The organism is Sulfitobacter sp. 1A13496, assembly GCF_043557225.1.
Lineage (GTDB): Bacteria > Pseudomonadota > Alphaproteobacteria > Rhodobacterales > Rhodobacteraceae > Sulfitobacter > Sulfitobacter faviae.
Window position 1 is genome coordinate 224,458 of sequence record NZ_JBIFFP010000004.1, and the last position, 14,591, is coordinate 239,048.

General features: G+C 65.7%; 17 protein-coding genes. 9 read left to right on the top strand and 8 right to left on the bottom strand.

The window, feature by feature from the left end:
• Positions 1-40: 40 nt before the first annotated feature.
• Genes ACGYLX_RS11660 through ACGYLX_RS11670 form a run of 3 tightly spaced genes read left to right on the top strand, consistent with a single transcriptional unit; the run spans position 41 to position 3,644 of the window.
• On the top strand, positions 41-1,582 hold the full coding sequence (locus ACGYLX_RS11660; RefSeq protein WP_394449603.1) for a di-heme oxidoredictase family protein: 1,542 nt from the start codon (positions 41-43) through the stop codon (positions 1,580-1,582).
• A complete protein-coding gene (locus tag ACGYLX_RS11665; RefSeq protein WP_394449605.1) occupies positions 1,582-2,568 on the top strand; it encodes an imelysin family protein in 987 nt (328 codons plus the stop codon). Before ACGYLX_RS11660 ends, ACGYLX_RS11665 begins: the two co-directional genes overlap by 1 nt.
• Positions 2,568-3,644 (top strand): DUF1513 domain-containing protein, encoded by a 1,077-nt coding sequence (locus ACGYLX_RS11670; RefSeq protein ID WP_394449607.1) that lies wholly within the window; start codon positions 2,568-2,570, stop codon positions 3,642-3,644. The genes ACGYLX_RS11665 and ACGYLX_RS11670 overlap by 1 nt, the downstream gene beginning before the upstream one ends.
• 28 nt (positions 3,645-3,672) lie before the next feature.
• Here the strand turns inward: ACGYLX_RS11670 and map are convergent, their stop codons facing one another.
• Positions 3,673-4,503 (bottom strand): type I methionyl aminopeptidase, encoded by an 831-nt coding sequence (gene map, locus ACGYLX_RS11675; RefSeq protein WP_271688803.1) that lies wholly within the window; start codon positions 4,501-4,503, stop codon positions 3,673-3,675.
• A 51-nt stretch (positions 4,504-4,554) separates the two neighbouring features.
• On the bottom strand, positions 4,555-5,262 hold the full coding sequence (gene sfsA / locus ACGYLX_RS11680; RefSeq protein ID WP_394449608.1) for a DNA/RNA nuclease SfsA: 708 nt from the start codon (positions 5,260-5,262) through the stop codon (positions 4,555-4,557).
• Between the two features lie 47 nt (positions 5,263-5,309).
• Here sfsA and ACGYLX_RS11685 point away from each other — a divergent pair, with 47 nt between their 5' ends.
• The 4 genes from ACGYLX_RS11685 to ACGYLX_RS11700 are packed head-to-tail and all read left to right on the top strand — an operon-like array spanning position 5,310 to position 8,273.
• A complete protein-coding gene (locus ACGYLX_RS11685) occupies positions 5,310-6,029 on the top strand; it encodes a competence/damage-inducible protein A (protein ID WP_394449610.1) in 720 nt (239 codons plus the stop codon).
• Positions 6,026-6,742, top strand: a complete 717-nt coding sequence (locus tag ACGYLX_RS11690; protein WP_394449612.1) for a GNAT family N-acetyltransferase — start codon at positions 6,026-6,028, stop codon at positions 6,740-6,742. The genes ACGYLX_RS11685 and ACGYLX_RS11690 overlap by 4 nt, the downstream gene beginning before the upstream one ends.
• 11 nt (positions 6,743-6,753) lie before the next feature.
• Complete coding sequence (locus ACGYLX_RS11695; RefSeq protein ID WP_394449614.1) at positions 6,754-7,323, top strand: peroxidase-related enzyme; 570 nt, start codon at positions 6,754-6,756, stop codon at positions 7,321-7,323.
• Positions 7,320-8,273, top strand: coding sequence for an OmpA family protein (locus ACGYLX_RS11700; protein WP_394449616.1), 954 nt, complete (start codon positions 7,320-7,322; stop codon positions 8,271-8,273). The genes ACGYLX_RS11695 and ACGYLX_RS11700 overlap by 4 nt, the downstream gene beginning before the upstream one ends.
• Before the next feature lies 1 nt (position 8,274).
• Here the strand turns inward: ACGYLX_RS11700 and ACGYLX_RS11705 are convergent, their stop codons facing one another.
• A complete protein-coding gene (locus ACGYLX_RS11705) occupies positions 8,275-8,706 on the bottom strand; it encodes an Lrp/AsnC family transcriptional regulator (RefSeq protein ID WP_067262523.1) in 432 nt (143 codons plus the stop codon).
• A 123-nt stretch (positions 8,707-8,829) separates the two neighbouring features.
• Here ACGYLX_RS11705 and ACGYLX_RS11710 point away from each other — a divergent pair, with 123 nt between their 5' ends.
• The gene (locus tag ACGYLX_RS11710; RefSeq protein ID WP_394449618.1) at positions 8,830-10,071 is read left to right on the top strand and encodes an MFS transporter; all 1,242 of its coding nucleotides are present in this window, start codon (positions 8,830-8,832) and stop codon (positions 10,069-10,071) included.
• Here the strand turns inward: ACGYLX_RS11710 and ACGYLX_RS11715 are convergent.
• Genes ACGYLX_RS11715 through ACGYLX_RS11735 form a run of 5 tightly spaced genes read right to left on the bottom strand, consistent with a single transcriptional unit; the run spans position 10,068 to position 13,880 of the window.
• Positions 10,068-10,982: an ornithine cyclodeaminase family protein gene (locus ACGYLX_RS11715; RefSeq protein ID WP_394449620.1), complete on the bottom strand. Its 915-nt coding sequence runs from the start codon at positions 10,980-10,982 to the stop codon at positions 10,068-10,070. The two genes, ACGYLX_RS11710 and ACGYLX_RS11715, sit on opposite strands and share 4 nt — an antisense overlap.
• Positions 10,979-11,599: an HAD-IA family hydrolase gene (locus tag ACGYLX_RS11720; RefSeq protein WP_271692863.1), complete on the bottom strand. Its 621-nt coding sequence runs from the start codon at positions 11,597-11,599 to the stop codon at positions 10,979-10,981. The genes ACGYLX_RS11715 and ACGYLX_RS11720 overlap by 4 nt, the downstream gene beginning before the upstream one ends.
• Positions 11,600-11,631: 32 nt before the next feature.
• Positions 11,632-12,084 carry a YaiI/YqxD family protein gene (locus ACGYLX_RS11725; RefSeq protein ID WP_394449800.1) on the bottom strand — a complete coding sequence of 151 codons (453 nt, stop codon included), beginning with the start codon at positions 12,082-12,084 and terminating at the stop codon, positions 11,632-11,634.
• A 4-nt stretch (positions 12,085-12,088) separates the two neighbouring features.
• Positions 12,089-12,922, bottom strand: a complete 834-nt coding sequence (fghA, locus tag ACGYLX_RS11730; protein WP_394449622.1) for an S-formylglutathione hydrolase — start codon at positions 12,920-12,922, stop codon at positions 12,089-12,091.
• Between the two features lie 28 nt (positions 12,923-12,950).
• Positions 12,951-13,880 carry an AEC family transporter gene (locus tag ACGYLX_RS11735; RefSeq protein ID WP_271688814.1) on the bottom strand — a complete coding sequence of 310 codons (930 nt, stop codon included), beginning with the start codon at positions 13,878-13,880 and terminating at the stop codon, positions 12,951-12,953.
• A gap of 254 nt (positions 13,881-14,134) precedes the next feature.
• On the opposite strand from ACGYLX_RS11735, the gene ACGYLX_RS11740 reads away from it, so the two are divergent.
• Positions 14,135-14,587 carry an I78 family peptidase inhibitor gene (locus ACGYLX_RS11740; protein ID WP_394449624.1) on the top strand — a complete coding sequence of 151 codons (453 nt, stop codon included), beginning with the start codon at positions 14,135-14,137 and terminating at the stop codon, positions 14,585-14,587.
• Positions 14,588-14,591: the final 4 nt, after the last annotated feature.

Here is a 14,591-nt window from a genome sequence, read left to right on the forward strand (position 1 = left end):
GGCCCGGTTTCGGGCCTGCCGCTTATCCAAGGCATTTTCCATGCGTTTCCTCATTCCGATGCTCACGGTGGCCGCCGCGAGCATGGCCGCCGCCGCCCCGCAAGCATTGGAGGAACCGCATCTCAAGGTGATCCCCCGCACCGCGGAAGAGGCCGCGCGGATCGCCAAGGTCACCGCCTCCGCGACCGAATTCGACAAGCCCGAACCCTTTGAGACGAACCCCGCAGGGGCCGCCACGGTCAGCCCGCGCGGCAATGCCGATGCGTTTTCGCTGCCCTCGGGCAATATCCCCTTTGAGCGGGAGTTGGATTTCAAGGTCGGCAACGGGCTGTTCAAAAAGCTCTGGGTGTCGTCGCCCTCGTCGACGCTGGCCTCTGACGGGCTGGGGCCGCTCTTCAACGCGCGGTCCTGCCAGCGCTGCCACCTGAAAGACGGGCGCGGCCATCCCCCCGAGGGGCCCGAGGATGACGCGGTGTCGATGTTCCTGCGCATCTCGGTTCCCACGCCTCCCGAAGAGGCGATGAGCGAGATCGAGGCCTTCCTACTCTCGGTCGGCGACAAGACCCCGCGCACGCGGCCCGATCCGGTCTATGGCGGGCAATTGCAGGATTTCGGGGTGGCGGGCCATCCGGCGGAATACCGTCTGGGCGTGAGTTATGAAGAGGTGGAGGTCGCCCTGTCGGAGGGGGAGACCGCCAGTTTGCGCCGCCCGACCTACATTGCCGAAGACCTCGGCTATGGCCCCTTGGCCGATGGTGCGATGCTCAGCCCCCGCGTCGCCCCGCCGATGATCGGGCTTGGCCTGCTAGAGGCGATCCCGGCGGCAGATATCTTGGCACTGGCCGACCCGGAGGACGCCGATGGCGACGGCATTTCGGGCAGGGCGCAGATCGTCTGGTCCTTTGAACATGCGCGTCCGATGCTGGGCCGCTTCGGCTGGAAAGCCGGGGCGCCGACGATCCGCGAGCAATCCGCCAGCGCCTTTGCAGGCGACATTGGCATTTCCTCCCCAATTTTCGACGCGGCATGGGGCGATTGCACGGCAGAGCAGACCGCCTGCCGCGCGGCACCCCATGGGGATGGTGACGACCGTGGCGCCGAGATCGACGCCGAAGGGCTGGATCTGGTGACTTTCTACAGCCGCAACCTGGCCGTGCCCGCCCGCCGCGATGTCGGCGCGCCTGAGGTGCTGCGCGGCAAGGCGGTGTTTCATGAGGTCGGCTGCACCTCCTGCCACCAGCCGAAATTCGTGACCGAACGGTTGGAGGACCAGCCCGAGCAGAGCTTTCAGCTGATCTGGCCGATGACCGATCTTTTGCTGCATGACATGGGCGAAGGGCTGGCCGACAACCGCCCCGAGGGCCGCGCGAACGGGCGCGAGTGGCGCACCGCGCCGCTCTGGGGCATCGGCTTGACCGAACAGGTCAACGGCCATACCCAATTCCTGCACGATGGGCGGGCGCGGTCGCTGCTCGAAGCGGTGCTCTGGCACGGCGGCGAAGCCCAGCCCGCCCGCGATGCCGTGGTCGACATGCCCAAAGCCGACCGTGACGCCCTGATCCGCTATCTGGAGAGCCTCTGATGCGCAGCCTGCTGACCGCCGCATTCCTTCTGACCGCCGCCCCCGCCCTCGCCGGGGTAGAGGAGGTGATCCAAGATCACGCCCTGCCGGGCACCGCGCGTTTCGCCACGGCCACGGCGGCGCTTGATGCGGCGGCGCAGGCCGATTGCACCGATGCCGCCCTGCGCCCGGCCTATCAGGAAGCCTTCGACGCATGGCTCGGTATCGCGCATCTGACCCTCGGCCCGCTCGAGGAAGACGGGCGCGGGCTGGCCATCGCCTTCTGGCCCGACACGCGCGGCATGGTGGGGCGCAGCGTGGCGCGGATGGTGGCCGAAGAAGACCCGATCGCGACAAGCGGTGATTACGCCGAAGTCTCCATCGCCGCGCGCGGGCTCTTCGCGCTGGAACGGCTGCTTTATGACGATGACTTCGCGGGCTACGAGGCTGACAGCTATAGCTGCGCACTGGCCCGCGCGATGGCGGCCGATCTGGCGGAACTGGCGCAGGAGGTCGACACCGCATGGCGTGAGGACTTCGCCGCCACGCTCCGCAGCGCAGGGGAGGCGGGCAACGACCGTTTCCTCAGCCCGCGCGAGGCGTCTCAGGCGCTTTACACCGCCCTCGCCACCGGGCTGGAGTTCGTCGCCGACCAACGTCTGGGCCGCCCGATGGGCAGTTTCGACGCCCCCAAACCGCAGGTGGCCGAGGCGCGCCGTTCGGGCCGCAGCCTGCGCAATGTGGTACTGTCGCTCGAAGCATTGCACGGTCTGGCCGACACGCTGTCGGACGCGCCCACCCCCAAGACCGATGCCGCATTCGACCGCGCATTGAGCGCCGCGCGTGCATTGGAAGACCCCGTTTTTGCCGGGGTGGTCGATCCGATCAGCCGTATCCGGGTCGAGGCGCTGCAAAACGATGTGCGCGCCATTTCCGAGGCGGTGGGGGCAGAGATCGCCCCGGCGCTTGGCGTCTCGGTCGGGTTCAACTCGGCGGATGGGGATTGATGCCCTCGCGCCGCCATTTCCTCGCCGGTCTCGCCGCCGCGTCGAGCCTGCCGGCGATGGGCTGGGCCGCCGCCGGGAGCCCCGTCTACCTTGCCGCCGCGCGTGACCCTTCGGGGGCCTATGCGCTTTTCGGGCTGGACGGGACCGGCCACGACGTTTTCCGCATTCCGCTGCCCGACCGGGGCCATGCCGCTGCCGCCCATCCCACCGCGCCCGAGGCGGTCGCCTTTGCCCGCCGTCCGGGCCGGTTCGCGTTGGTGATCGACTGCGAAAAGGGCCGTGTGGCCCATCGGCTCGACGCGCCGGAGGGGCGGCATTTCTACGGGCATGGGGCGTTTTTGCAGGGCGGGGCCATCCTCGCCACCAGTGAGAATGAGATCGACACGGGCGAAGGTCGCATCGGACTGTGGTCCCGCGCCGAGGGCTATGCCCGGATCGGAGAGATCGCGTCAGGCGGGATCGGCCCGCATGAAATCCGCCGCCGGGCCGAGGATGTGCTGGTGGTGGCCAATGGCGGAATACGCACGCATCCCGACAGCGGGCGGGAAAAGCTGAACATCGAAGATATGCGGCCCAACCTGTCCTATGTCAGCCTCTCGGGCGAGGTTTTGGAGCAGGTCACATTGCCCGACGATCTGCACATGAACTCAATCCGCCATCTGGCCTTGGCACCGGACGGGCAGGTGGCTTTTGCGATGCAATGGCAAGGGGAGCCGGGTGACGGCGTGCCGCTGCTGGGGCTGCACCGGCGCGGGGAAGAGCCCATCTTGGCCGAGGCCGATCTGGCCGAGCAAATCGCGATGCAGGGCTACGCGGGCAGCGTGGCATTTGCGGCGGATGGCGGGGCGGTCGGGATTACGTCACCGCGCGGCGGGCGGTTGCATGTCTTTGACAACAAAGGTTCTTTCCTCGCCAGCCATCGCCGCGCGGATGTCTGCGGGCTGGCACCGGGCCGGGGCGGCTTTGTGGCTACGGATGGGCTGGGCGGTATCCTGTCGCTGCAAGAGGCGACGCTGTCGCGGCTGACCACGGCCAAACGGGCGTGGGACAACCATTTGGTTGCCATCGACGCATAGGCGGGCGGGGGCCGTGCCCCCGCCGCATTTAGTCAGTCTTGTAGGTCGGGTGGAACAAACCACCGGGCGAGAGGGTGAAGATCTCCACCCCGTCTTCGGTCACGCCCACCGAATGTTCGAACTGTGCCGAGAGGGATTTGTCGCGGGTGACGGCGGTCCAATCGTCGGCGAGGGTCTTGGTCTCGGCCCGGCCAAGGTTCACCATCGGCTCAATGGTAAAGAACATGCCCGGCTCAAGCACAGCACCCGTACCGGGGCGGCCATAGTGCAGCACGTTGGGCGGCGCGTGAAAGACCTGCCCCAGTCCATGGCCGCAGAAGTCGGTGACGACGGACATGCGGTGGCCTTCGACGAAGGTCTGGATCGCATGGCCGATGTCGCCAAAGGTATTGCCCGGCTTCACCGCCTCGATCCCGCGCATCAGGCTGTCGTGGGTCACGTTGATCAACCGCTCGGCCTTGCGCGACAGTTTGCCCGCCACATACATGCGGCTGGTGTCGCCGAACCAGCCATCGACGATGACGGTCACGTCGATGTTCAGGATGTCGCCGTCTTTCAGCTTCTTGTCGCTGGGGATCCCGTGGCAGACCACATGGTTCACCGAGATGCAGCTGGCGTGTTTGTAGCCCTTGTAGCCGATGGTGGCGGATTTTGCCCCGGCGGCGTTGACCTTTTCTTCGATCAGGCGGTCCAACTCTCCGGTGGTCTGGCCGGGGAAGACATGCTCTGCGATCTCGTCGAGGATCGTGGCGGCGAGACGGCCCGCTGCCTGCATCCCGGCATGATCGGAAGGCTCGTAAATGCGAATGCCGTCGCGCGTCTGGCGGCCTCGGTGTGCGTTGTTCACCGCTCTCTCCATGCTTGTGTTCGCTCCTACTTAACGTGGCTTTCGGGCGAGGGCCAGAGCGGCTCAGCCCGCGAAGGGGATCGGTTGCGCCAGTGTGACGGCTTGGGGCGTGATATGGGTGCCGACGGCGTAGATTTCCAGCCCCGCCGCCCGCGCGGCTTGGGAGGCGGCGGCATAGGTCGGGTCGATATCGGCAGCGAGGCGCATCTGCGTGCAATCGGTGCGCTGCACCAGATAGAGCAGCACGGCGCGGTGCCCGGCCTGCGCCATCCGCGCCAATTCGCCCAGATGTTTCGCCCCGCGCGCGGTCACGCTGTCGGGGAATTCGGCCAGCCCCGTTTCGCGTGACAGGGTGACGGATTTCACCTCGACATAGGCATCGGGCAGGCCATCGCCGCTGAGCAGGAAGTCGATGCGGGAGTTTTCGCCGTATTTCACCTCGGGCCGCACCTCGGTATAGGCGGCGAGCGGGGCGACCTCACCCGCGATCAGCGCCGCCTTCATCGCGCGGTTGGGCAGGGCGGTGTCGACGCCAGTGAAATGGCCGTTCTCATGGTCCACCAACCGCCAGCCGTAGTTCAGCTTTTTCTTTGGATCGTCGTTCGGCTCCAGCCAGATGCGGCTGCCCGGTTCCGCCAGCCCCATCATCGAGCCGGGGTTGGCGCAATGGGCCACCACCTCTTCGCCCGTCTCCTCAAGCCTGCAATCGGCCAGAAAGCGTTTGTAGCGGCGGATCAGCCGGGCGGGGACAAGTTGGGTTTGAAAGCGCATGGGGCGCGGCCTATACCGAAGGGACGCCATCCTCAAGGAGCCGCCCCATGTCAAACCCCACCGCCGCGATGATCGTGATCGGCGACGAAATCCTCTCGGGCCGGACCCGTGACAGCAATATGCATCACCTTGCGGGGGAGTTGACGAAAGTGGGGATCGACCTGCGCGAAGTGCGCGTGGTCTCGGACGATCACGGGGCGATCATCGCCGCCGTGCAGGCGCTGTCCTCGGCCTATAGCCATGTCTTCACCTCGGGCGGGATCGGGCCGACCCATGACGACATCACCGCCGATTGCATCGCCGCCGCCTTTAACCGCGACATCGACGTGCGCGACGATGCGCGCGAGATTTTGGCGGCACATTACGCCCGCGCCGGGACCGAGATGAACGCGGCACGCCTGCGCATGGCGCGCATCCCTGAAGGCGCCGCGCTGATCGAGAACCCGGTCTCTGCCGCGCCGGGGTTCATCGTCGAAAACGTGCATGTGATGGCCGGGGTGCCTGCGGTGTTTCAGGCCATGGTCGCCAGTGTCTTGCCGGGGCTGACCGGGGGCCAGCCGCTGATCAGTGAGACCCTGCGCATCGACCGGGGCGAGGGCGATATCGCCGGGCCGCTGGGGGCGCTGGCCGAGGAATATCCGCATCTGTCGATGGGCAGCTACCCGTTTCAGAAGGACGGTGTCTTTGGCGCGCATGTGGTGATCCGGGGCAGCGATCCGGGGATGGTCGAAGCCGCGATGGCCAAGCTCAAGGCCGCCTTCGCATGAGTGAGGCGCAGGCGTTTTTCGATGCGGGTGACGCGACATGGCCCGCCGCGCGGCGCTTTGATTACGGACCATGGACCCTGCGCGAGGGGCAGGGCGGCGGCAAACGCGTCTCGGCGGCGACGGCACGCGGGGCGATTGCTGATGCCGACATTCCGGTTGCCGAAGCGGCGATGCGCGAGATGGGTCAGCGCTCGCTGTTCATGGTGTGTGCGGGGGAAGATGACCTCGACGCGCTGCTGGCCGCGCGGGGCTATGACGTGGTCGATCCGGTCACCGTGCTGAGCCTGCCGATCACCCGACTGACGGATTTGCCGATGCCCCCGGTCACCGCCTTTTGCATCTGGGAGCCGCTGGCGATCATGGCCGAGGTCTGGGCCGCCGGCGGGGTCGGCCCCGCGCGGCTTGCCGTGATGGACCGTGCCGCAACCAAGACTGGCATCCTTGCCCGCTGGAACGAGAAACCCGCGGGGGTGGCCTTTGCCGGGGTGCACAATGATATCTGTATGGTCCACGCGGTTGAGGTGCTGCCCCATCAACAACGCCAAGGCGTGGCGACTTGGCTGATGCGGGCCGCCGCCCATTGGGGGCAGGCGCAGGGGGCCGCGCGGCTGTCGGTGCTCTGCGTCGATACCAATACCCGCGCGCAGGCGCTCTATGCCAAGCTGGGCTTTGCCCCGGTCGGGCACTATCATTACCGTCAAAGCACCGAGTGAAGGATAAGCCCATGGCCAACGACATGCCCACCGCCCTTGATCTGCCGATGGTCGATCCGCTGCCCGAGGCGACGCAGAAGTATTTCGATGTCTGTCAGGAAAAGCTCGGGATGGTGCCCAATGTGCTGCGCGCCTATGCCTTTGACATCGACAAGCTGAACGCCTTCACCGGCATGTATAACGACCTGATGCTGGGCGACAGCGCGCTCAGCAAGCTTGAGCGTGAGATGATTGCGGTGGCGGTGTCTTCGGTCAACAAATGTTACTATTGCCTTGTGGCCCATGGGGCGGCGGTGCGCGAGATGTCGGGCGATCCGCAATTGGGCGAAGCGCTGGTGATGAACTACCGCGTGGCCAAGATCAGCGCCAAACAACGCGCCATGCTGGATTTCGCCGTCAAACTGACCGAAGCCAGCGCCAAGGTTGAGGAGGTCGACCGTCGGGCGCTGCGCGACGTAGGCTTCACCGATCGTGACATCTTTGACATCGCCAGCGTGGCGGGTTTCTTTAACATGACCAACCGGGTGGCCAGCGCCACCGACATGCGCCCCAACGACGATTACCACGCGCAGGCGCGATGATCCGGGCGCGCGTCGCGGCGGCTCTGGCCGGGATGCTGCTGGCGGCCCCGGCGGCGGCGCTTGAACTGGCGCTGCCCAGCACCGCGCGGCTGACGGCGGAACGCAACACCGCGCCGGATCGCTACGCTGCGCCCGTGGGTGTCTATGCCGAAGGGCAGGTGGCGCGGGTCCATGTCGATGGCGACGTGCGCCGCGCCGCTTGGCGGATGGACACGCCGGGGCTGACCGCCTTGCAGGTGATGCGCCCCCTGCGGCGGCAACTTGAAGAGGCGGGGTTTGACATCGTGCTCGACTGCGCGGCGCGGGACTGCGGTGGGTTCGATTTCCGCTTTGCGATAGAGGTGCTGCCGGGGCCGAATATGTATGTGAACCTGCGCGCCTTTCACTTCATCACCGCCCTGCGTCGGGCGGATGATGGCACACCAACCGAGGCGATCAGCATCCTTGCCAGCACGGCGGCGACCTCGGCCTATGTGCAGATCATTCAGGCCCGCAGCGGCGACGCGGCAGAGGGTGACAGCCCCCCTGTCACGCCTGCGGCTACGGGGGAGGTGCCGCTTGCCAGCGCCACGGGGGATTTCGCAGCGACGTTAAAGAACGAGGGGCATCTGGTGCTGAACCGGTTGGAGTTCGAGACCGGCACCTCCGCGCTTGGCCCCGGGCCTTTCGCGACCCTCGCGCGGCTTGCCGAATTGCTCAAGGCTGAGCCGGGTCTGCGGGTGGCGCTGGTGGGTCATACCGATGCGGTGGGTAGTTTGGACGCCAATACCGCCCTGTCGCGCAGGCGGGCAGAGGCGGTGCGGGACCGGTTGGTTGAGCGCTATGGCGTGGCCCCCGACCGGCTGGAGGCGCAGGGCGCGGGTTATCTTGCGCCGCGCGACAGCAACCTGACCGAAGCGGGGCGCGAACAGAACCGGCGGGTCGAGGTGGTCGTCCTTTCGGTGCAATAGCCTAGGTCGTGACCGTCATCTGGGTGGCCAGCAGGAGGTTCGTCTCGCTTGAACTCACCCCCTGAATGCGGCGGATTTGACCCAACACGCTATCGAGTTCTTCGACGGTCTCCGTCCCCGTCTCGACAATCAAATCCCATTTGCCATTGGTCGCATGGATCGCCTGCACCGCGGGCATGCCTGCAAGAATGCGTTTGATCCGGTCGGTGCCCGCGCCTTCGATGGCCAAGAGCGTATGGCCCCGGATTGGGCTGTGGCGCATGTCTTCTTTCAGGATCAGCGTGAACCCCAAAATCGCGCCCGAGCTGACCAAACGCTCCACCCGCGCCCGCACCGTCACCCGCGACAGGCCGGTGGTGGCGGCCAGCGCGGAATAGGACATGCGCGCGTCGCGGCGCAGTTCCGCGATGATCTTGTTGTCGATCTCGTCCATCAGCTTCCCGTCTTTTGCACGGGGCCATGTTTACGGCAGCGCGGGCGGGCTGGCCAGTCTTCGCAGATGCGCAATTGACGACGCCCGGGAAACCCATAATCTGCCGCGGAAAGGAACACTTCCATGCAAAGCCGCGCGCCCCTGTTCACCCCGGTCCTGATGGTCGGTTGTATCATCATCATGGTCAGCTTCGCCGTGCGGGCGTCTTTTGGTGTGTTCCAGATCCCCATTGCCGAGGAATTTGCATGGGCGCGCAGCGAGTTCTCTCTCGCCATCGCGATCCAGAACCTTGCATGGGGCATCGGGCAGCCGATCTTTGGCGCGCTGGCGGAGAAGATTGGCGATAGGCGGGCGATTATCATCGGGGCGGTGGTCTATGCGGTGGGGCTGCTCTTGTCGGCCAATTCCGCGACGCCGATCGAGCACCAGACCTATGCCTGGCTCGTGGGCTTCGGCATCGCGGGTACTGGCTTTGGCGTGATCCTCGCCGTGGTGGGGCGGGCGGCCTCAGACGAGAACCGCTCAATGGCGCTGGCGATTGCCACGGCGGCGGGCAGCGCGGGCCAAGTCTTCGGCGCGCCGGTGGCGGAATGGATGCTAAGCTTCATGTCATGGCAGATGACCTTCGTCAGCTTCGCGGGGGTGATCCTGCTGATGCTGCTCACCTTGCCGATGATGCGCGCGCCTGCCATGGCCAGCCGGGCCGAGCTTGAGGAATCGATGGGCCAGAACCTCGGCAAGGCCTTCCGCGATCCCTCCTATACGCTGATCTTTCTGGGCTTCTTTTCCTGCGGCTACCAACTCGCCTTCATCACCGCCCATTTCCCGGCCTTCGTGACCGAAATGTGCGGCCCGATCCTTGCGGGCGGTGTGCTGCACAACATCGGCATCACCACCACCTCGGCGCTGGGCGCGGTGGCGATTTCGCTCATTGGTCTAGCCAATATCGCGGGCACGCTGCTGGCGGGCTGGGCGGGCAAGCGTTATTCCAAGAAGTACCTTTTGGCGGGCATTTACGTAGGCCGCACCGTCTTTGCCGCGCTTTTCATCATGTTCCCGATCACGCCGATGACCGTGATCCTCTTCTCGGTCGGGATGGGCGCGCTTTGGCTCGCCACGGTGCCGCTGACCTCCGGCCTCGTCGCGCATATCTACGGGCTGCGCTACATGGGCACGCTCTATGGGATCGTCTTTTTCAGCCACCAGCTGGGCAGCTTCCTCGGCGTCTGGCTGGGCGGGCGCATGTACGACATCTACGGCAGCTATACCGGCGTCTGGTGGGTGGGCGTGGCCGTGGGGGCCTTTAGCGCCGTGGTGCATCTGCCGATCCGCGAGAAACGGCTGGAGGGGCTGGTGACCGCTTAACGCGCCCGCCAGCTTTCCAGAATATGCCGCGCGGTCATAAGGTCCAGATGCGCGCCGCCGCCGTTTTTGAACAGGGTGATCTCATCGTCGTTTTGCCGAGTGAAGCGCGCAAGGTCGTAGTAATCCGCGACTAAGTGGTCGCGGGTGATGGTGCCTGCCTCAAGCGGGATGTTGATCTCTCCGATATGGCCGATGGTGGTGTCGAAACTGTCGACGAAGACGCGGGCGCGCAGCAGCGCCGTGTCGTCCACCTCGCGCATGTCGGGGCGGTAGGCGCCGATGAGATCGACGTGCTGGCCGGGCTGCAACCAATCGCCCTCGATCAGCGGGTCGGTCGACATGGTGGCGGAGGCGACGATATCGGCGGCGCGGACGGCTTGTTCGAGATCGGTCGCCACGTTGATCTTGAGCTCTGCGGCCATCGCCTCGGCGTTCTTGGGCGTCCGGTTCCAGACCGTGAAACGGGCCTGCGGGAAGGCCGCGGAATAGGCGGCGTGCAGCGCCCGACCTTGGGTGCCCGCGCCGACGATCAGGATGTTCTCGCTGTCCGGTCGGGCAAGACGGCGCGCGGCCAAGAGGCTGTCACCCGCGGTCTTCCACTTGGTGACAAGGTGGAAGTCCACGATGGCGGAGAGCGTGCCGGTTTCGTCATCGAAAAGCGAGACGCCGCCGTTGACCATCGGCACCTCGCGGTCGGGATTGCCGGGGAAGATCGTGGCGGATTTCATCGCGATGCCCAGCCCGTCGATCCATGCCGCGCGGCTTAAGAGCGTGTCCTTGCCGCGGTAGAGGAAGGTGTCGCCGATCTCGGCCTTCGGCAGGTCGTGGCCCGCGGCCAGCGCGTCGGTGAGCGCGATCCAATCCAGCAGCGCCTCCCCCGCCTCGAAGGAGATGTTCGGGATGTCGGTCATGCGGCCTCCTCGCGGGTCAGCAGGCCTGCGGCGACCAGACGGTCGGCCCAGCCCTGCGGCCCGGTAAAATGATGGGTTTGCCAGCCCCGCGCAGCAGCGGCGGCGATGTTGTCGGCGCGGTCGTCGGTGAAGAGCAGGGCCTCGGGCGGCAGGTCGCTGCCCTTTTCCACGGCCTCGTAGATTGAGGGCGCGGGTTTGATCATGCCGAGGTGGCCGGAAATGAAATCACGGTCGAACTCGCGCAGGAAAGGGTAATGGGTCGCGGCCAGATCATAGCTTTGGATGCCGAAGTTGGTGAGCGAGAAGACCGGGACGCCGCGCGCTTGCAGCGCATTCTTCAACCGCAGGGAGTGGTCGATCACCGGGGCGGCCATCTCGATCCAGCGGTCGTGCCAGAGGCGGATTTCATCGCCCCACTCGGGCGTCGCCTCGGCCATGGCATAGATCGTGTCGCGGAAATTCTCGCCGCTGTCGACGCGGTCGTTCATGCCGTGCAGGTCCACGGCGTCGAACATGGCGCGGCGGCGATCTTCGCCGATGACGCTGTCGTAAAACCGCTCCGGTTGCCATTCGATCAATACGTTGCCGATGTCGAAAACGACCGCCTGTGGTGTCATATCACTTGCCCTAACAATTGCTTAACGCGGGCCTACCCCCGCGCCGCCGCGCGCAGTTCCCGCTCCAATGCTTCGAGGAAACGGGAGCGGTCGGCCTTTGTAAACCCCTTGCCGCCGCCTTGGCGGAAGGGGTCGGCGGCGCGCAGGTCGGCCATCAGGTCGCGGGTGGCCAGCACGTTGCCGATATTGCGCGCGGTCAGCGCCTCGCCATTGTGTTTCAGCACCCTTGCCCCCGCTTCGACGCATTTGGCGGCCAACGGGATGTCCCCGGTGACCACCACGTCGCCCGGTCCGCAACGCTCGGCGATCCACATGTCGGCGATGTCGGGCCCGTCGGGCACGATCACCACCTCCACCAGCGGGTTCTGCGACAGGCGCAGCCCGCCGTTGGAGACAAGGAACATCTTGATCTTGTGCCGGGTCGCCACCCGCTCGGCCTCGGCCTTCACGGGGCAGGCGTCGGCGTCGATGTAGAGCGCGGTCATCGCCTCAGCCCGCGTAGAGCGCGTCGGCATGGAAGGCGACGTGATCTTCCATAAAGCTCGCCACGAAGAAATAGCTGTGGTCATAGCCCGGCTGCATGCGGAAGCTGCCCTGCTGGCGTTTTGCCGCCATGGCCTCGGCCAGCGCTTCGGGCATCAAGAGGTCGAGGAACTGGTCGCTCGCCCCTTGGTCGATCAGCACCGGCCCGTCGAAGCCCTTCTCGCGCATCAGGAGCGTGCTGTCGTGTTTCGTCCATGTGCTCTCGTCGGACCCGAGATAGGCGCTGAGCTGCTTTTTGCCCCAATCGCTCGACGTCGGATGGGTGATCGGCGCGAAGGCAGAAACCGAGAGGAAACGCCCGGGCAGGTTCATCGCCAGCGTCAGTGCGCCGTGCCCGCCCATGGAATGGCCGGTGATGCCTTGACGCTCCATATCGAGGGCGAAGTTTTCGCCGAGCAGGGCGGGCAGTTCCTCGGCCAGATAATCCCACATCTGGTAGTGCGCCGCCCAAGGGTCTTGGGTCGCGTTCACATAGAACCCCGCGCCTTTGCCAAGGTCGTAAGCATCGTCATCGGCCACATCTTCACCACGCGGCGAGGTGTCGGGGAAAACCACCGCGATGCCATGTTCGGCGGCCCAAGCCTGCGCGCCTGCTTTGGTCATGGCGTTCTCATGGGTGCAGGTCAGGCCCGACAGATACCACAGCACCGGGACCGGGCCGTCCTGCGCCTCGGCGGGGAGAAACAGGCCGAATGTCATGTCGCAGCCGCAGGTGTCGGAGGCGTGGGAGTAGACCCCCTGCGTGCCACCGAAACAGGCGTTTTCCGAGATGGTTTTCATGGCAGCGTTCCTTTCGAACTTGAGTGTGTCACAGGGCCGAGACCCAACCTACGACAAGGCTGACGGTCACGATACTAACTGTGGTTGAGACGAGAATGGCGGCAGAGACCCGCTGAGGGGCGACGCCGTAGTGTTGGGCGAGCATATAGACATTGCCCGCGACCGGGAGGGAGGCCGTGGCGATGATGACCCCGGCTTTATACGGGTCGACGCCGAAGAGAAACAGCGCGCCAAAGGCCACGAAGAGCGGGTGCAGCACCAGTTTGCAAAAGGTCAGCCAGCCCGCGATCTCGATCCGTTCGGCGGATTTAGAGGCCAGCGAGGCGCCGATGGCAAAAAGGGCACCGGGGGTGGCAGCGCCGCCGAGGATGGCCAGAAATTCGTTCAGCGGCACCGGGATCGGGATGCCGAAGCCGGACCAGAGGAACCCCAGCGTGATGGCCACGATCATCGGGTTTTTCAGCAGGCCGATCCCGACGGTTTTGAGTGTCGCCAGCCGCAATTGCCCCTCGCGGGAGCCGGTGATCAGGATCACGATGAGGCTGGAAAAGATGATCATATCGACGGTCAGCGCCAGCAGCACGGGGCCGATGGCATCCGGCCCTAAGAGCAGCGTCAGCATCGGCACGCCCAGAAAGCCGGTGTTGCCGATCACGGCGCATTGCGCCTCGATCCCGTTGGTGGCCACGTCGAGCCCGCGCAGGAAGCCGACAAGGCTGGCGATGGCATAGACGAAGGCCGTCCCCCAAAGGTAGGCGGCGACAAGGCGGCTGTCCCAGACCTCGGCCAAGGACAGATTGGCGGAAAAGCGGAACAGCATCGCCGAGAGGGCGAAGTAGAAGACGAATTTGGTGAGATAGGCCGTCGCTTCGGCAGAGAAAAACCGCGTGCGCCCGGCCCAGTAGCCAAGGCCGATCAGCGCAAAGAACGGCAGGGTTTTCAGGAAGATCGCGACCATGGGTCAAGCATTAGCCAGCCCGCCCTTGGGGTGCAATGGGGCAGGGGCTTAGGCCTTGGCTGAACCGATCGACGCCACCCGCGCGCTCATGGGGTTGCGGCCAGCGGGAACGCCCCGGGCGGCTCCGTGATCTCGCTGCCACAGCACTTCCATCGGCAGGTTCCAGCAAGGGCAAAGCGCCCGGCCCTTGGCGGGGCGGGTCAGGGAGCTACCTGTTGCGGGATGGACGCCACGCGAAGAACGAGGTTTGGAATATGAGAGTAGTTTTCTTGGCACCCCTAGTGCTGGCCGGATGCGCTGAATTGGCGACAGCGCCGGTGCAGAACCCGATCCCGGCCCCCGCGCCTGCGGCCACCACACCCCCGCCATCGCCGGAACCCGAGGCCCCGGCGCGGTCCGAAACCCCCAGCAGCCCGGCCAAGCCCAAACCGCTGCCGGAGTCGGTCGTGAACGCGGTGAACGACAGCTCCAGCCCCTCTGAAGATGATGGGCAAGAAGAGCTTGCCGCCGCCGAGCCGCCGACCGACACCTGCAAAGAGGGCAGTTGGTGGGGGCTGATCGGACGCCCGAAATCAGCGGCGAGCATCGTCTCCGAGCCCAAGCGCGTCTATACAGAGGGCGACCCGGTGACGATGGACGCCAATCCCAACCGCACCAACATCGTCTTGGACGCGGAAGGCAAAATCGCCAAAGTCACCTGCGGCTAGGGTC